Raw genomic sequence first — 18,208 nt, 5'->3', positions numbered from 1 at the left:
AAAATGAGAAAAATAACTACATTCATTGCTTTGGCAGTAATCAGCTTTACAAGTATCGGCTGTGACCGCTTTCTGGATATACAGCCTGAAGGGAAAGTGATTCCGGTTAGCGTTGAAGATTACAGAAAAATACTGACGTCCGCCTATTCCAAATATCCTATTCATAAATCCCTTTCTGCCCTTCGTACAGATGAGATGGTAATAGATGAAAATACCAGTGATTTCCCTTACTATCGTGAACTGGCTATGTGGAAGGATAGCAATTATGATGCTGAAACAAAAGAATTTCAGTGGGCAGATTTTTATACGGTAATCTTCTACCTGAACCAGGCGATCAACGAAGGCAGCAAGACCATGAAAGATTCTCCTGAAAAAAATCAGATTCTGGCAGAAGCTTATGCATTGCGTGCGTATTCTTATTTTGATTTGGTTAATTTGTATGCAAAACCTTATAATGCTGCTACGGCTTCCGCGGACAGGGGAGTTCCTATCAGTTTAAAAGCTGACATGGAAGCAGTATTAAAACCTTCTACCGTACAGGAAGTCTACAATCAGATTCATGAAGATATGGAAAAAGCGGAGGGGCTTATGGTGGAACAGCAGCAGGCTGCCGGTGCTAACTATAAATTCTCCAAAAATGCACTCATGGCCTTCAATGCAAGACTTGCTCTTTATCAGGGAGACTGGAATAAAGCACTGTATAATGCACAGGCGGTATTGGCTGTAAAAGGAGAATTAAGTAATTTAAATACCAGCAATACGGCACCTAATCATTATGCGTCCGTGGAATCTATTCTGGCATTGGATAACCCATTGAATACCAATGTCCAAAATGTAATTTTTGCCTCTCCGGAATTGATTTCAAAATATAATTCGGCTACAGACAAAAGATTTGGAATCTATTTTGAAAAAAATAACAATAAGTATAAAGTGATTAAAGGAGGCAGTAATAATTTCAGGGTCTCTTTCAGAACAGCTGAATTATACTTTATAAAATCTGAAGCATTATTAAAGCTCAACAGGCTTGATGAAGCCAAAGAAGCATTGCTGAAAGTTTTAGCCAACAGATATACTCCTGCAGGATATACCGCAGTTCAGAACGAGATCAGTCCAATGAATGCTTCACAGTTCATGAGCTATCTTCTGGACGAAAGATTCAGGGAGTTTGCTCTCGAAGGCCACAGATGGTTTGATCTGAGAAGAGCAGACCAGAAAAAAATTATTCATATCGTCAACGGTGTAGAATATATTCTTCAGCAGAATGACCCAAGATATACCATAGAATATCCTATGAGTGCCAAGAAGAATAATCCGAATTTATAAAACATTTATATTAACATCCTCTGAAACCGCTTGAACGTAATAATTTAAGCGGTTTTTTCGTACTTTTGTGAGGTTATGAAAATCGCCATTATAGAAGACGAACTGCTGGCTGTTAATTATCTCAGGGATCTGCTGGATAAGCAGACCATAGTCCCTGTCACAGAAACCGTGATTCTCCGTTCAAAAAGACAGGCCATAGACTTCTTCGAAAACCATTCTGCTGACCTTATCTTTATGGATATTCACCTGGGGGACGGCATGAGTCTGGAGATTTTCGAACAGGTGGAACTCTTTACACCCATTATTTTTATCACTGCTTTTGATGAATATGCAATACGTGTTTTCAGGCATTTTACCATAGATTATCTTCTGAAACCTTTTGAAGAGAATAATCTGCATCAGGCATTGCAGAAGTTCATTTCCATTAGGTCTAATTTTGATCCCGAACCCGTCCTCAAATCTATTTCCACCTTACGTCAGCCGGAAAATCCCGGGAAAATGAATCATTTCATGGTACGCGAGGGAAATAAACTGAAATCAATAGACGAACATCAGACCGCTTATTTCTTTGCTTCGGGAAAATACCTTTTTCTCACCACGATGGACAACCGGACCTATATTTATGATGATACCATTAAAGATATCATCCATAAGCTGAATCCGGATCTGTTTTTTAAGATCAACCGCAAATTTATCATCAATAAAAATGCTATTGTTGAGATTATCAAGCATTCCAGTCAAAAAGTAGAATTAAAACTTTCTCCGGCTCCTGAAATCAATTCAGATGTATTTATCAGTAAAAGGCAGATTACGGAATGCTTGAGCTGGCTGAAAAGCTGATTAAGACATAATTGTGCTTAAAACGGACTTCCAGAGTGATCATTTAAAATGTATTTTAATCTTTTAATGATTTAATTCCCACTCGGTATGCTTTAAGACTCAATCCCTTATGTCGTTTGAAAAACTTATTGATATGGCTTTCATCAGCAAACCCAAATTCATCGGCTATTTCATGAACTCTTTTATCACTGAAACGTAATCTGTGCTCTATCAGCCGGATGCGGTAAGAAGAGATATACTGCTGTATAGATTCATTGCATTGCTTACGAAAATAGCTGCCAAGATAGGTAGGGGATAACCCGAATTTTTCAGAAATTATGCTAATCTTTAATAATTCAGGACGGCTTATATGTTTCTGAATGTAATCCAGAATTTGCAAAATACGGCTGTCAGCATTGAGGGTGATCAACTTTGGCTGAATCATAGCCATGTTTCTTGCAGCGATTACGATAACAGCATTCACAAAATGTCGGATGAGGTCTTCATTGTAAATAGATTGATTTTTAATAGCTTGCTGTAGGTTTTGTATCACTAAATCAACCATTTTTCTGTCATCATTATTAACAAGTACCGAGCCTGGTATATGGGATGCATAGTATAAAAGACATTCTATATGGTCTATACTTTTCCATTGATATTCCCGGATATAGCTTTCTCCAAAACGGATCACCATAAATTCGCAGGTATGTTCAAGATCAAATGCATGACAGTCATTGGGCGTTATGAGAAATAGATCTCCTGCAGAATACCAAAAATTATTTCCATTCACAGTGTGATTTCCCGTGCCCGAAATGACGTATACAAATTCGAAAAAATTGAACTGCCTGTCACGTAGAGGACAATCATTCACTTTTTCATAGAATACTTCAAGTGGCTGATGGATGTTTTCTTTTGCCATATCGTAAAGATACCCAAATAAGCTTTAAATGTACCTTTTTTTACTCTGTTTTCCAGTCTATTTTTGTAAAATTAATACAGTAAAGAAGTACTATGAAAGCAATCGTGTTGGAAAAATTTGGAGGAACTGAATGCCTTATTTATAAAAACATAGAAAAACCTGAAATAAAAACAAATGAAGTACTGATTAAGGTGAAAGCTGTAAGCATTAATCCGGTAGACATCAAAGTAAGAAGCCGACAGGCTCCGCTGGCAAAAGAACTCGCACAATATAATCCATTGATTTTAGGTTGGGACATTTCTGGAGAAGTGGTGGAAGTCGGAAGTGAGGTCACGCAATTTCACATTGATGATGAAGTGTTTGGGATGGTCAATTTCGTGGGACACGGTAAAGGGTATGCAGAATATGTTGCAGCTCCGGCCGAACATTTCACTTTAAAACCGAAGAATATCACTCACATAGAAGCTGCCGCAAGTACCATGGCGGCTTTAACGGCATGGCAGGCATTTAACAGCTACGGTAAGTTGAGATCAACAGATAAAGTGCTTATCCATGCTGCTTCGGGTGGCGTGGGACATTTTGCTGTACAAATAGCAAAATACAGGGGTGCCTATGTCATTGGTACATCTTCATTGTCCAATCGTGATTTCGTATTAAAACAAGGGGCTGATGAGCATATCGACTACCATGCAACTTCTTTTGAAAAAGTACTCAGGGATTTAGACTTTGTTCTTGAATCCATTGGAGGCAAAAACTTTCAAAAATCAGTACAGGTATTAAAACCATTTGGAACCATTGTCACATTACCGTCAGGACATACGGAAGATGACGAATTGAGAGCCCGTGAAAAAAAACTACATGCCTGTTATTTTATGTCTGTCTATTCCGATGGGATCGATATGAAGCAGATTGCGTCCTTACTGGGAGCAGGTATATTGAAACCTTATGTCTCCCATGTATTTGAATTTGAAGAAATGGCTAAGGCACATCAGCAAATTGAAACCGGGCGGACGGTTGGGAAAGTGGTGGTGAGGTTTTAAAAAATCTGTGCAGGAAATGAGAGTGGTTTTGGGAGATCATTTATTTTAATTATTCCTAAAGTAACCGGACAAACAGATGATAACAATTTTAGGTCGTATTTCATTTGTTGTATGATCATTTGTGAAAAGAATTATTTTTGCCATACTTCAATTGATTCTATACAATGAAACGATTTTACTTTCTGATCACAGGCCTTCTTATCCTTATTTCATATCAATGCCAATGCACAGACCGATAGTTTAAAAAATTATATCGTCAGTGCTCTTGGCCTTCTGAAGGTCAAATCTGTCAATAAACATCGGATCACCTGGAATTCGCCGTATATGTTCACTTGTCCGGTATCATTTAAGTATTAGATTTAAAGCTTTTTTTTGAATATAATAAAATTTTCATATTATTTTTTTTAAAAATTGATTTATAAGTATATACGTGTGGTATGTAGACGTAAAATGAGTAAAAAAATCAATGTTTTTCGAAATTTTGTGAGTATTTTTGGCGGGACTTAAATATAAAATAAACCCCAAGTACTTATTCATTTTATGATCTTAATTGTTGATGATAACCAAAGCAATCTTTATTCATTGAAAAAACTGCTGGAATCTAAAGATTTTCAGGTAGATACAGCCAGTTCCGGAGAAGAAGCATTAGGAAAGGCCATAAAAAATAATTATGCATTGATTATTTTGGATGTGCAGATGCCGGGCATGGATGGATTTGAAGTCGCAGAAACATTAGCTGATTATAGCAAAACAAAAGAAGTTCCCATTATATTTTTATCCGCAGTCAATACCGAAAAGAAGTTTATAACCCGCGGATATGCCTCAGGAGGAAAAGACTACGTCACAAAACCGGTAGACCCTGAAATTCTGTTGCTTAAAGTGAAAACTTTTTACAGTCTTCAGGAGCAGAATCTTGCCATGAAAAAGACACAGCAGAGTCTGGAACTGGAAGTTAAAGGAAGACGCGAATCACAGGTAACCATGAAATCCCAGATCGATCACTTTCAGCTCATGCTTGAGTCACTTCCGCAGATTGCATTTACACTCAATGAAGATGGGAATATAGAATTTGTCAACTGCAAGTGGTATCAATACTCGGATACAGATGTGGATTTTCCCGAAGTGCATCCCGATGACCTTAATATCAGAGAAGAATTTAACCGCTGCCGCAAAAAGAGCCAGGCACTCGAGCTCGAGGCCAGGATAAAGAAGGTGGATTCCGGAGAATACAGATATCATCTCCTGCGAATAACCCCGGTGAATGACGGAAATGTAATAAAAAACTGGGTAGGAACCTTTACCGATATTGATGATCAGAAAAAAGTAGAAAAAGAAAAAGATGAATTCCTGAGTATTGCCAGTCATGAGCTGAAAACACCTTTGACCAGTATAAAAGCTTATGTCCAGCTTTTGGACCGTAAATTAAAACTAGATAAGCAAAGTGCTGAAGCAGGCTTTATGAACAAGGTCCAGGACCAGATCGAAAAACTGAATAACCTGATTACTGATCTGCTGGACGTTTCCAAAATAGAAAACGGAAAGCTTAAAATCAACAAAAAGCCAACCAGCCTTGAAAACATTATAAGCAATGCGGTTGAAACCATTATCCAGACCCATGACGAAAATAAAGTCAAGATAAAACGGCATGGTATAAATCCGGATATACTGATTCCTTTAGATGAGGTACGCATAGAACAGGTTCTCATTAACTTCCTTACCAACGCCATCAAATATTCTCCTCAGAATAATCAGATTATAGTCACTACGTTTGTAGACCAAGAAAAGCAGGAGGTAAAAGTAAGTGTCACAGATTTCGGAATAGGAATTCCGGACTTTAAACAGGACGCCGTATTCCGCAAATTTTACCGTGTAGAAGAATCCTCACTGCAGTTTCAGGGAATGGGTATCGGATTGTTCATCTGTTCAGAAATCATCAAACAGCACCACGGAACCATAGGAGTATCCAGTAAAGTAGAAGAAGGTTCTACTTTCTATTTCACTTTACCTTTAAACTAAATTTCTCATGCCTAAAAAAATAATCAGAAATCTTCAGTTTGGGGTCGGGTTATCTTTGCTGATCCTGATTGCGAGTTCAGTTGCATCTTATCTGAGCATTCAGAAACAGATGGATCATCGTGAAAGCCTTTCCCAAAGTAGAAGATCCATAACGGCCGTAAAAGACGTTCTTGTTGCCCTGCTGGATGCCGAAACCGGAAACAGAGGTTATCAGCTTACAGGAAGAGAAAATTTCCTGGAACCCTACAACCGCAGTTTAAGCGAATTTTCTAAAGCGATAGAACGGGCAAAATCTTTAGATATCTCAGATCCAAAACAGCAGCAGCGTTTAAATGACCTGGAAAAAAATGTTAACAATAATATTGACAATTTAAAGCAGTTTGTCCACAACAGACGGAATGGTATTATAATGACCCAGCAGCAGATCCTGTTGAGCAAAAGCTATATGGACAAATGCCGCCAGATCGTCCGCGATTTTGTACAGTATGAAGAAAGCCAGCTCGAAATTAAAAATAAAGATCTCAACCGCTCATCCGGTACAACTGTTATGTTTATTATTGTTTCGGCAATATCAGCAGTAATTGTTACCCTGTTTTTTTATATTAAGCTGAGAGCAGATCTGATCCGGAGAGATAAATTAGAAAAAGAATTAAGATCAAAAGATCTGGAAATAAGCAGACGTGTAAGTGCTGTTCAGCAGATAGCGAACAGGGTGGCCAATGGAGATTACAGCCAGAAAGCAGTAGATCATTCGCAGGATGATCTTGGAGATCTGGTAGATTCCCTGAACCATATGACCGATTCCCTGAAAAAGTCATTTGATCAGATCAATAAAAGTGACTGGCGTCAGAAAGGATTAGCCTTGCTCAATGAATCTCTGGTAGGCAATAAATCCGTGAAGGAAGTCTCTGATGTATCCTTAAACCAGCTTGTAGAATATAGTAAATGCATCAACGGTGCTTTATATCTGTTTGATGAAGGAATACTTAAGCTTAGTACAGCTTTCGGTCTGGAAAGTACAATGAAAAAAACTTTCGAACCGGGGGAAGGAATGGTTGGCCAGGCTTTTGCCAATGAAAAAATGCAGGTTTATAATAACCTTCGGGAAGATGATTTTGCCGTAAGCTTTGCCAGCAGCAGAATAAAAATTAACAGCATATTATTATTTCCGGTTCATGCAGACGGGCACTGTATCGGGATACTGGAATTAGGATCAACATCAGATTTTGATGAAGACAAAATTAATTATTTTGCTGAAAGCAGCCGCAATATCGGAATTGCTTTAAATGCTGCCAAAGGCCGCGAAAAAGAACAGCAGCTTCTGGAAGAAACCCAGGCTCAATCGGAAGAATTGCAGGTGCAACATGCCGAACTGGAAAATCTGAATACCGAACTGGAAGCCCAGACACAAAAGCTTCAGGCGTCTGAAGAAGAGTTGAAAGTACAGCAGGAAGAACTGATGCAGGCCAATGCCGAACTGGAAGAACGTTCAAGAATGCTTGAAGAAAAAAATCACCTGATTGCAGAAAGAAACAGCGAAATCCAGAAAAAAGTTGAAGAACTTGCCTTAAGCACCAAATATAAATCCGAATTTTTAGCCAATATGTCCCACGAACTGAGGACTCCGCTAAATTCAATTCTTCTCCTCTCAAGATTAATGGCCGAAAATCCTGATGAAAACCTGAATGAAGATCAAGTAGAATCTGCAAAAGTTATTCAGAGCTCCGGAAGCAGCCTTCTGACCCTTATTGACGAGATTCTTGACCTGGCTAAAATAGAATCAGGCAAAATGTCACTGGAATATCAGGATGTAGTGATTGACGATGTAGTGAAAGATCTGAAAAACTTATTCAATCCCGTTGTTCAGGAAAAGAAACTCGGATTTGATATTCAGATAACGAATGATGTCGAAAATACAATCGAGACCGACAGGCTTAGAGTAGACCAGGTATTGCGTAACCTTTTGTCAAATGCTTTGAAGTTTACATCAGAAGGAAGCATTACGCTGAACATCGCAAAAGATCCTAAAAATAAAAACTTTATTGTTTTCACTGTAAAAGATACCGGAATAGGAATCCCGGAAGAAAAGCAGGCTATTATTTTTGAAGCATTTCAGCAGGCGGACGGCTCTACACGCCGAAGATTTGGCGGGACCGGATTGGGATTATCCATAAGCCGTGAAATTGCCAGACTGCTTGGAGGAGAGTTAACCCTGAAAAGTAAAGTAAATGAAGGCAGCGAATTCAGTCTGATTATTCCTGTAAAAGCTGTGGCTGAAACAGTTCAGCCTGAAACCGACGTGCATTTGGTGGATATCATCCGTGAAGATGTTGAAGTGATTCAGAATATTTTAGAAGATACAGAATCCCAGCCAGCCTTACCGGTAGAAGTATTGCCTATTCCGGAAGCTATAGATGATGACCGGGATGCAATAACTGCACAGGATAAGGTAATTTTAATTGTTGAAGACGATATTCATTTTGCAAAAGCTTTACTCAAATATGCCCGTATGAATCAATACAAGGGGGTAGTAGTGGTAAGAGGGGATTACGCATTATCGGCAGCCGTTCAGTACCACCCACAGGCTATTTTGCTCGATGTTCAGCTACCGGTAAAAGATGGATGGCAGGTGATGGATGAGCTTAAATCCAATGCTTCAACCAGGCATATTCCGGTACATATGATGTCCGTATTGCAGCTTGAGAAAGAAAGTCTGATGAAAGGGGCCATTGATTTCATTAATAAGCCGATGGCACTCGATAAAATGACCGATGTTTTCAGAAAAATTGAAGAAGCTCTTCTGAAATCTCCTCAAAAGGTCCTAATTGTTGAAAACAATGCTAAACATGCCAGTGCACTGGCTTACTTCCTGAGTAATTTCAATATTTCCTTATCCGTAGAAAATAATGTGGAAGACAGCGTGAAAGCCCTGACGTCATCTCATGTGGATTGCGTCATCCTGGAAGCTTCAAAAGGGAATGAATACCAGATCATTGAATCTATCAAAAGTTATGAAGGACTGGAAAACCTGCCCATCATTATTTTTACAGAGCACAGTCTGTCCAAATCCGAAGAGCTTAAGATCAAGCAGTATGCAGATTCCATTGTCGTAAAAACCGCCCATTCTTACGAACGGATTTTAGATGAAGTAGGTTTGTTCCTGCATTTGGTGGAAGAAAAAAATAACTCTGTTGAAACAGCAAGAAACAAAGTTCTAGGATCATTGACTGAAGTGTTGAGCGGTAAAAAAATACTGATTACCGATGATGATGTCCGTAATATATTCTCTCTGACCAAGGCTTTAGAAAAATATAAAGTTGAGGTAGTTGTGGCTATGGATGGAAAACATGCCCTGCAGCAGATTAAAGAACATAAAGATATAGACGTTATTTTAATGGATATGATGATGCCTGAAATGGATGGCTATGAAACCATAAAAGAAATCAGAAAAATGCCGGCCCTTACAAGACTTCCTATTATCGCCATTACAGCAAAATCTATGATTGGAGACCGTGAAAAATGTATCGAGGCCGGAGCCTCAGATTATATATCGAAACCTGTGGATATTGATCAGTTATTATCCTTACTGCGTGTCTGGTTATATGAAAGTTAAATGATGAATAAGAAAATTTTAATTGTGGACGATGATCCACGTAATATATTTGCACTCAAACTCACCCTGAAATCCCGTGGATATCAGATTGAAAGCTGTATCAGCGCTCAGATAGCTATTCAGATTTTAAAAGAAAATGAAATAGATATTGTCCTTATGGATATGATGATGCCTGAAATGGACGGTTATGAAGCCATAAAGATGATCAGAAATACGCCGTCTATCAGTCAGATTCCTGTAATCGCTGTTACAGCACAGGCAATGCCGGAAGACCGTCAGAAATGTCTTGATGCCGGAGCTCAGGATTACGTATCAAAACCGATTGATGTAGACCAGCTGATCGCAGCCATAGAAAAGCTTCCATAAAATGTTAGAGCCCAGTATTGTAAAAGATGAAGAAGTAGAATACCTCATAAAAGATGTTTATGAGATGTACGGCTATGACTTCTCAGAGTATAGCAGAGCTTCTTTTAAGCGTCGGGTAAACCGCATCTGCTTGATTGACAGATTTACCAGCTTTGCAGAGCTCAGGTATACCATTCTTAATGATCCGGAATACCTGAAGCGCTTTGTAGAAGAAATAACGGTGAATGTTACAGAAATGTTCCGCGATCCCCATTTCTTTAAAGCTCTCAGAGAAAAGATCTTACCACAGCTCGGGACCTATCCGCTGATCAGGATTTGGGTAGCAGGCTGCTCTACCGGTGAAGAAGCCTATTCCATGGCTATACTGCTTAAAGAAGCCAATCTTTACCATAAGTCACTGATATATGGTACAGATCTTAATCCGTCCGTTTTGGAAACTGCGCGTTCAGGCGTTTTCCCTTTGCAGCAGATGAAAACCTATTCGGAGAATTACATTTTATCCGGGGGCAAAAAAGATTTTTCAGATTATTATACCGCGAACTATGACAGTGTGAGATTTGATAAAAGTTTACAGGAAAAATTAATTCTATCTACTCATAACCTGGTTTCGGACAGCTCTTTTAACAGTTTTCAGCTCATCATCTGCAGAAATGTACTGATCTATTTTGACAGAGGACTGCAGGAGCGTGTCTTTAAACTTTTTGATAACAGTCTTGAAAATTTAGGCTATCTCGCACTGGGAGCAAAAGAAACCCTTAGATTTTCCAAACTTGACAGGAATTACCATCAGGTAGATGACCAGCGCATCTGGAAGAAAACAGAGCATATGTAAAACATGATCATGGAAACAGAAAACACAAAAACAGAATTAGTGGTCATAGGAGGGTCCGCAGGAAGTCTGCAGGTCATTCTTGAAATGCTTAAAAAATTGAAAGATAAGCTCAGTTTCCCTATTGTTCTGATACTGCACCGTAAGGCTTATTCAACCAATATCCTGCAGACGCTGCTGCAGCAGTTCATTTCCATTGAAGTGGTGGAAGTGGATGATAAAACAGAAATTCAGAATAATAAAGTATATGTAGTTCCTGCAGATTATCACCTTCTGTTCGAGAACAAAAATATGATGTCACTGGATTTTTCAGAGAAAATGAACTATTCGCGGCCATCCATCGATGTAACCTTCAAATCTGCTGCGGAAGTGTATGGTAAAAACCTGGTGGGCGTTCTGCTGTCAGGAGCCAATGCTGATGGAGTGGAAGGTTTGGGATTTATCAAAAAAAATGAAGGAAAAGTCTGGATTCAGGAACCGGAGACGGCCGAGGTAGAGTATATGCCTAAGCATGCGCTGCAGGAAGTTGCCTATGATTTAATCATTACACCGGATAATCTGGCAGACTATATCAATCAATTATAAAAATACAGTATAACAACCCTAAGATTTAAATAGAAAGAATATGAGCGCAAAGAAGATTTTGATTTTTGATGATGATACCACTATTTTAGAGATCATTACCATCATTTTTGAAGAGAATGGATATCAGGTCGAAATTTCAGAAACATCTCATGATATTTTGGAAAAAGTTTCGCAGTTTCAGCCAGATGTTATTCTCATGGATAACTGGATTCCGAAAATTGGAGGAGTTCAGGCAACCCAGCTTCTGAAAAGTCATGAAGAGTTCAGGTCAATCCCGGTTATTTATGTAACAGCCAACAATGACATTGTGAGGCTGGCACAGGAAGCTCAGGCTGATGATTATGTGGCTAAGCCATTCAACCTTGATGATCTGGAAGAAAAAGTAGCTAAATATTTACAGCAATAAATAAACTAAACTAGTAGGAATCGTATAAAATGCGATAATATTAGAATTATAGAATAATCCTTACTTCATCTGTAAGGATTTTTTTTGTTTAAATAATTCTTTTGACTGGCAGATACCTTATTTCCTCAAAATGTTTGATTTTTTCACGGATAAAGTCAACAGTGCAATTTCCGTTATTGATTTCAGTAATCAGTGCGGTTAAAAATAATTTCAGTTTAGGATAAAGTAGTATTTTGTTTGTAAATGTAGAAGCAATGATGGTCTTTTTAGATACGATATTCTGTGTAAAGGTATATTCACCTTCCAAATCAACGGTTGAGTAAAACTGGTGTGTTATACTGATAGATAAATACCGGTGTATCAGTTCTATATTTTGTAACATGTTTTCCATCTGGTGTATTTATATGATATACAATAATATTTATGCCACAATTGTTTTTTAATGATTTTTTTATTGATAATCAGCTGCAACGAAGATGATCATTGGATATTTTAAAATAAATATTATCTTGCTGTTCATAGAGAATTGTAGACCAATAAATTATACCTGCTTTTAACATGTTGAAAGATATCATTGCCAAAAATCTCACCGTTATTTTTTGTGGAATCAATCCCGGTTTAAAATCTGCTGAAAAAGGATACCATTTTTCCGGAAAGAGCAACCGGTTCTGGAAAGTGATGCACCAGGCAGGATTTACTCCGTACCAGATCGAAGCTGAAAATGATCGAAGTATTTTAGATTTCGGATATGGGCTTACTACTGCTGTAGCAAGAGCAACATCCCGTGCCGATGAGCTTTCAAAAGAGGAGTTCGACGGCTCCCTGGAATTTTTTAAAACAAAAATGACGGAATTTCAGCCAAAATATATTGTATTTCTCGGTAAGGCAGCGTATAAGTATTTTTCAGGAAAAAAAGAAATTCCATGGGGTTCACAACCCGAAGATTTTTGTGGATGCCGGGTTTGGGTCTTACCGAATACAAGTGGTTTGAACCGCGGATTTAGTTTAGAGGATCTTGTCCAGGCATATGGAGAGTTGTACAGAGAGATTCATAAGAACTTTTTGTAAAACTTGCTGTATGTAAAATGAAAAACAGAATCTTCCTATCAATTTTTGAAATGTATTTAAGAGATTCCCTATTTTTGCCAAAATCCAATATTCATGAAGAATGTCCTGAGCTGGATATTAATTACATTTCTTACGGTGTCTCTTTTGAATAACTGTTTCAGCAATAGTGTTCAAAAGGAAATCAGGGAAAAATCCTCATTCCTTGCTGAACTGAGGAAATTATATTCTTCCGGAGACCCTTCAAAATGGCCAAAACCAATTCTGGATCCGCAAGCTGTACCTTATTTTTCTGAAATAGGACATCTGCCTGAAATTCAGTTTCCTGAGGATAATCCCTATTCTGAAGATAAAGCTTTGCTGGGAAAAACACTTTTCTACGACCCGCGGCTTTCCCAATCCAATCAGATTGCATGCGCTTCCTGCCATGATCCTGAACTGGGATGGTGTGATAACCGGACCTTCTCTTTTGGGCACGACAGGCAGCTTGGTACCAGAAATGCAATGAGCATCCTGAATGTAGCTTATGCGCGGTCATTATTTTGGGACGGCCGCGCTGCATCCCTTGAAGAACAGTCCGAAATGCCGATTCGTGATGAAAGAGAAATGAACGGGCACATTGATCTCGCAGCCGGAAAAATTGCAAAGATTAAAGGCTATGAAATATTATTTGAAAAAGCATTTGGAGATAAAATGGTTTCAAAGGACAGGATTTCCAAGGCAATAGCGGCTTTTGAAAGAACTATAAAGAGCGGAACTTCTAAATTTGATCAGTTCATTGATGGGAAAGCAGATGTCTATTCTGATAATGAACTGATGGGGCTGCATCTTTTCCGGACCAAAGCCCAGTGCATGAACTGCCACAGCTCCGGTTATTTTTCCAACAATCAGTTTGAAAATGTAGGAACTTCTTCATTGGGATCGAAAGAAGAAGATCTGGGCCGGTATCTGGTGACCAAAAACCCGGAAGATGCCGGGAAATTCCGCGTACCCGGACTGCGTGAAGTCGCGAGAACAGGACCATGGATGCATAACGGCTCTATGGCCACCCTTACGGAGGTGATCCAGTTTTATAGCAGAGGAAACCCTGAACATTCCCAAAAACGGTCAACAGTTCATCAGGGAATAGCACTTACTTCTGAAAAATCAGGTTTTGTAAGGCTACTGGATCTTACGGATGAAGAAATTACTCAACTGGAAGCATTTCTAAGGACTTTATCCACAAAGCCGGAAAGAGTGCTGCCTCCTGCATTACCCAGGTAAAATACTTCTCGCATAATCAGTAATTAGCGTTTTATTGGCTCAGGATGTCAAGCTTTTTTGCTACATTTATATACCCATAATCCTCAATAATGATCCACTTATGAATATTGAACTTTTTTCAAAAAATGCTTTAGTAGGAGCTGCTACCCAGGGAATCGGTGCAGGAATAGCATTGGAGCTGGCCAAATGCGGAGCTAACGTAACTGTAATGGCCCGCAATGAAGCAAAACTTAAAAAGATGGTATCTTCATTGCCTGTAATCAATTCCGGTCAGAAGCATCAGTATCTGGTAGCTGATTTTTCTAATTTTGAAGAATACAGAAGGATTATTTCCGAATATTTCAGCAATAACTCTATAGATATCCTGGTTAACAATACCAATGGCCCGGAACCGGGGCTGGCACAGGATAAAAATGTAGACGACTATCAAAAAGCATTTGATCTGCTTTTTAAAACGGTTTGTGAGACAACTCTACTGGCTTTGCCACATATGATCAAACAGAAAAATGGGCGTATCATCAATGTTTCTTCATTATCTGTCAAAGAGCCGATCAATAATTTATCCCTTTCCAACTCCATCCGTTCAGCCGTGATTGCCTGGGCAAAAACATTATCCAATGAAGTGGCACAGCATCAGATTACGATCAACAATATTTTGACAGGATATTTTGATACGGAGCGTATTCAGAATCTGATCAGTCACGAGTCGCAGCAGACAGGCAAATCTCAGGAAGAAATAAAAAAAGCCAGAGAAAATAAAATTCCGATGAAAAGACTGGGTAAAACCGAAGAATATGGTCATCTGGCTGCTTTTCTGGCATCGGAATATTCATCTTATCTTACCGGAGCCAGTATTCCTTTAGATGGAGGACTGAATAATACCTATTAATTCTCAGGAAGATATTCAGCTAAAAAACGTACTAAAATTCACTGAAAACGTTTATCATTAAGGGATTATTCTTTTTTGATTCCACGATTTTTTGTAGTTTCACCACTTTAAGAAAACACCATCACAATTTTTTATGAAAAGGAACTTTATCAACCAAAAAGAGCTGTCCGACAAATTTTGGAATATTGAGTATTCCGGAAAAGTACAGAAAATATCTTTTGGGAAAACCGGAACTAAAGGCCGGGAAACAGCTAAAGAATATGCCGATGAAAGCGAATGCATTCAGGAATCTGAAAAACTGATTGCTCAAAAAATAAAAAAAGGCTATACAGAAATTCAGGAAAATGATGAAATCCCACAAAAAGCGGAGCTTTCGGATAACGAAAAAGCCGATATTTATTTTTGGGAAGCCATTGACAAATCCAACAAATATAAAAAAGCCCACTGGAGTGAATATGATATTGATGAGCATATTGAGAACCTGACCGATTATTTGTCCAAATTTGGGAAAGACAGAATGATACTTTTTGAAAAAACGCTTCAGGAAAAACTAAGTGAGCTTTATACCGCTGAAATTGCAGAACTCTCAATCATTCTGGAGGGTGATTTTAAGAATGAAAATGGAATATATGTCTTTGATGATTATCTTTCTGATGATGGATTTATCTATTTCAGATGTTGGCTGCTGCTGAAGGGAAAAGACTTCTTTGAAGATATAAAAGCTGATATTCAGTCGTTCGTAAGCGGAAAATACAGTTTTAATATCGGAGACTGCTGGGCAGAAGGTCTGCTGTATGTTGCTGATGAGGCGTATGCCCAAAATCACGACGATGAAGAATCCATTATAAAAGACACCGTATACGAATTATATCCTGAAAACGATTACGACGGCATGGAACGCAGCATGAACCGGGAACCGAAAAGAGGAACGGATTTACAGAAAATGTATCCAAAGCTGGTAAAAGAAATTGGTGAGCTAAGAAGTAATTAACGTTAAAGTCTGACAAAAGCTATTAAAATTAATGACCCAATGAAAAACAAGGTTAAGATTTTGAGAGAGGGGAAGAATATGACCCAGGCCGAACTTGCCGAAAAGTCAGGCCTTTCATTACGGACGGTTCAGCGCATTGAAGCAGGAACTGTTCCTAAAGGATTTACCCTGAAAGCTATTGCCGGTATTCTGGAAACAGATCCTGAAAATCTGATCTCTGCAGATGAAGAAAAATCCTCTGTTGATAGAGCAAAATTAATTAATCTTTCTGCCCTGCTGGGACTTATTATTCCGTTTGGGGGAGTTATATTCCCTCTGATTTTAACTTACAAAACCGAAGATCCGGGCAGTAAAGAGCTTGGGAAAAATATAGTAAGCGTTCAAATCATTCTGGCAGTTGTTGTCTCTGTTTTAATGATCATAAGTCCGTTCATCCAGAAACTATTGGCAGTGAAAATTCCACTTTTTTTGGTCTTTTTAATTGCTTTTCTCTGTGCCAAACTGTTTGTAATTATTAAAAATGGTATCTGTTTAAATACAAAAAACGATTTGTGTATCAAATTGAAAACCAGTTTCTTATAGCTGTTGTCGTACAAATGGCGTAAACTTGTCATATTGTTTTTGCAGGAAAATCAAACGATAATGCTGAATCTTGCAGAAAAATTGAAGCATGAAAATCTTTAAGAAAATTGCATTATCGGTTGCCGTATGTACTGTCCTGTTATTATTGGGTGGTTACTTATATTTTGATAAAAAATTTACACCACCGGAAAACAATCTGGCTGTTTCAGGTATTGCACAAAATATAGGTATGCGATGGAACTCTGCCGAAGGAAATGCTCATGCGGCAGTTCTTCTTCCTGTACAATTCAAAGGTATTGACAGAACATTTTATATGCAGCTGGATTCCGGATCTCCAACGACGCTGTTTTACAAAAAATCCATAGAATCTCTCCGGGGAAAATTTCAGAATCAGATTCCGTCTCAAAAACAGGAAAACCAGATCTCACTGCAGTGCAGCATAGGAAATATGAGTATAACGTCTGACCGTTTTGAACTGTTAAATTATGGGAGGGCAATACATCCTGATAATACCGAAGCGGTTTATATCATTGGAACTATCGGAACAGATCTTTTGGAAAAGCGGATTATGATTCTGGATTTTAAAAACACGGTATGTTCATTTGTTGAGAATATAGATGAAAAAGGTTTTGAAGCCTTTGAATTTAAAAAGCGTAAAATATTGTTTCCTTCAGAACTGGGAAATCAAAATCTGAAACTGCTTTACGATTCAGGGACCAGTGGATATGAGCTTATTACCAACAGGGAAGAATGGGAAAAATACAGAATCTCAAACGGGAATGTCAAAAAAGAAAAAGGAAATTCCTGGGGAAATATTTTAACGGTTATTTCTGCACCTGCCGACCAAATAATCAAGATTGGAAACCGCAACCTTAAGCTTTCGGAAGTGACCTATATAGAAGGAACCTCAAAGATGCAGAACCTTTTAATGAAAACCTCCGGAATGCAGGGAATGATAGGGAATAAGCTTTTCCTGAATCATAAACTGACGGTAGACTGTAAAAACAGAAAATTCAGAGTTGAGTAATTTTTTTGGAGTACAATCTTAAATCTATTTAATGATATTAAGTTTTTTAATGACTATGTAATAATTCCCCAATCTGGGTTGTCTTACTATGTATTGAAACTACATAGTTTATGAAGAACTGGTCTTTTAAAAAATGGAACACTGTTTTAGGATGGGTGATTTTCGTTATCGCACTGATTACCTATTTCTCCACCATGGAACATTATCTTAGCTTCTGGGACTGCGGCGAGTATATTTCCTCAGCTGTAAAACTTGAAGTAACGCACGCTCCCGGAGCTGCTTTATTCCAGATTGTGGGAGCTATGGCCAGTATATTTGCATTGGGAAATGAACAGAATTATTCTATCGTAATTAATGCGATGTCTGCATTGTTCAGTGCGCTGACGATTTTATTTCTGTTCTGGACGATTACCCATTTTGTAAGACGGCTGCTGAACAAGGATTTTGATGAAATTACAAAACACCAGGAAATCTC

Annotated in this window: 18 protein-coding genes; 16 read left to right on the top strand and 2 right to left on the bottom strand. The window is 38.4% G+C overall.

Going from position 1 to position 18,208, the window contains the following annotated elements; genetic code table 11:
- Positions 1-3: 3 nt before the first annotated feature.
- Together ACTJIV_RS08015 and ACTJIV_RS08010 are read left to right on the top strand one after the other, a co-directional pair.
- Positions 4-1,323 (top strand): RagB/SusD family nutrient uptake outer membrane protein, encoded by a 1,320-nt coding sequence (locus ACTJIV_RS08015; RefSeq protein ID WP_440626712.1) that lies wholly within the window; start codon positions 4-6, stop codon positions 1,321-1,323.
- Between the two features lie 75 nt (positions 1,324-1,398).
- Entirely contained in the window at positions 1,399-2,163 is a 765-nt protein-coding gene (locus ACTJIV_RS08010) for a LytR/AlgR family response regulator transcription factor (protein ID WP_440626710.1), read from the top strand.
- A 55-nt stretch (positions 2,164-2,218) separates the two neighbouring features.
- Here ACTJIV_RS08010 and ACTJIV_RS08005 read toward each other — a convergent pair whose 3' ends face one another.
- Complete coding sequence (locus ACTJIV_RS08005; protein WP_440626708.1) at positions 2,219-3,061, bottom strand: AraC family transcriptional regulator; 843 nt, start codon at positions 3,059-3,061, stop codon at positions 2,219-2,221.
- Between the two features lie 92 nt (positions 3,062-3,153).
- Here ACTJIV_RS08005 and ACTJIV_RS08000 point away from each other — a divergent pair, with 92 nt between their 5' ends.
- The 7 genes from ACTJIV_RS08000 (at position 3,154) to ACTJIV_RS07970 (ending at position 11,916) form a co-directional block, all read left to right on the top strand.
- Positions 3,154-4,101: an NADP-dependent oxidoreductase gene (locus ACTJIV_RS08000; RefSeq protein ID WP_111957465.1), complete on the top strand. Its 948-nt coding sequence runs from the start codon at positions 3,154-3,156 to the stop codon at positions 4,099-4,101.
- A gap of 540 nt (positions 4,102-4,641) precedes the next feature.
- Positions 4,642-6,117 carry a hybrid sensor histidine kinase/response regulator gene (locus tag ACTJIV_RS07995; RefSeq protein WP_111957463.1) on the top strand — a complete coding sequence of 492 codons (1,476 nt, stop codon included), beginning with the start codon at positions 4,642-4,644 and terminating at the stop codon, positions 6,115-6,117.
- A gap of 7 nt (positions 6,118-6,124) precedes the next feature.
- Positions 6,125-9,730 carry a response regulator gene (locus tag ACTJIV_RS07990; protein ID WP_440626705.1) on the top strand — a complete coding sequence of 1,202 codons (3,606 nt, stop codon included), beginning with the start codon at positions 6,125-6,127 and terminating at the stop codon, positions 9,728-9,730.
- Positions 9,731-10,096 carry a response regulator gene (locus tag ACTJIV_RS07985; protein ID WP_167409425.1) on the top strand — a complete coding sequence of 122 codons (366 nt, stop codon included), beginning with the start codon at positions 9,731-9,733 and terminating at the stop codon, positions 10,094-10,096.
- Position 10,097: 1 nt separating this feature from the next.
- Entirely contained in the window at positions 10,098-10,928 is an 831-nt protein-coding gene (locus ACTJIV_RS07980) for a CheR family methyltransferase (protein WP_336379183.1), read from the top strand.
- A gap of 9 nt (positions 10,929-10,937) precedes the next feature.
- The gene (locus tag ACTJIV_RS07975) at positions 10,938-11,510 is read left to right on the top strand and encodes a chemotaxis protein CheB (RefSeq protein ID WP_223558873.1); all 573 of its coding nucleotides are present in this window, start codon (positions 10,938-10,940) and stop codon (positions 11,508-11,510) included.
- A gap of 40 nt (positions 11,511-11,550) precedes the next feature.
- Positions 11,551-11,916: a response regulator gene (locus ACTJIV_RS07970; protein ID WP_111957457.1), complete on the top strand. Its 366-nt coding sequence runs from the start codon at positions 11,551-11,553 to the stop codon at positions 11,914-11,916.
- 88 nt (positions 11,917-12,004) lie between these two features.
- On the opposite strand, the gene ACTJIV_RS07965 is transcribed toward ACTJIV_RS07970, so the two are convergent.
- Entirely contained in the window at positions 12,005-12,307 is a 303-nt protein-coding gene (locus ACTJIV_RS07965) for a hypothetical protein (RefSeq protein WP_111957455.1), read from the bottom strand.
- Between the two features lie 167 nt (positions 12,308-12,474).
- Here ACTJIV_RS07965 and mug point away from each other — a divergent pair, with 167 nt between their 5' ends.
- From mug to ACTJIV_RS07930, 7 genes are all read left to right on the top strand, one after another.
- Positions 12,475-12,984, top strand: coding sequence for a G/U mismatch-specific DNA glycosylase (mug, locus tag ACTJIV_RS07960; protein WP_440626702.1), 510 nt, complete (start codon positions 12,475-12,477; stop codon positions 12,982-12,984).
- A gap of 93 nt (positions 12,985-13,077) precedes the next feature.
- Positions 13,078-14,244 (top strand): cytochrome-c peroxidase, encoded by a 1,167-nt coding sequence (locus ACTJIV_RS07955; protein WP_440626700.1) that lies wholly within the window; start codon positions 13,078-13,080, stop codon positions 14,242-14,244.
- A gap of 100 nt (positions 14,245-14,344) precedes the next feature.
- Positions 14,345-15,133, top strand: coding sequence for an SDR family oxidoreductase (locus ACTJIV_RS07950; RefSeq protein ID WP_111957449.1), 789 nt, complete (start codon positions 14,345-14,347; stop codon positions 15,131-15,133).
- A gap of 133 nt (positions 15,134-15,266) precedes the next feature.
- Complete coding sequence (locus tag ACTJIV_RS07945) at positions 15,267-16,124, top strand: DUF4240 domain-containing protein (protein WP_336379187.1); 858 nt, start codon at positions 15,267-15,269, stop codon at positions 16,122-16,124.
- Between the two features lie 39 nt (positions 16,125-16,163).
- Positions 16,164-16,706: a helix-turn-helix domain-containing protein gene (locus ACTJIV_RS07940; protein ID WP_440626698.1), complete on the top strand. Its 543-nt coding sequence runs from the start codon at positions 16,164-16,166 to the stop codon at positions 16,704-16,706.
- 88 nt (positions 16,707-16,794) lie between these two features.
- Positions 16,795-17,733, top strand: coding sequence for a hypothetical protein (locus ACTJIV_RS07935; protein ID WP_440626696.1), 939 nt, complete (start codon positions 16,795-16,797; stop codon positions 17,731-17,733).
- 110 nt (positions 17,734-17,843) lie between these two features.
- Positions 17,844-18,208: glycosyltransferase family 117 protein (locus ACTJIV_RS07930; RefSeq protein ID WP_440626694.1), on the top strand; the 365-nt coding region annotated here is incomplete at its 3' end.

This window comes from Chryseobacterium sp. 22532 (assembly GCF_052044665.1).
In the GTDB taxonomy this organism is placed as follows: domain Bacteria; phylum Bacteroidota; class Bacteroidia; order Flavobacteriales; family Weeksellaceae; genus Chryseobacterium; species Chryseobacterium lathyri.
The sequence above is the reverse complement of the archived record's forward strand: the minus strand, read 5'-3'. Positions and strand labels throughout refer to the sequence as shown.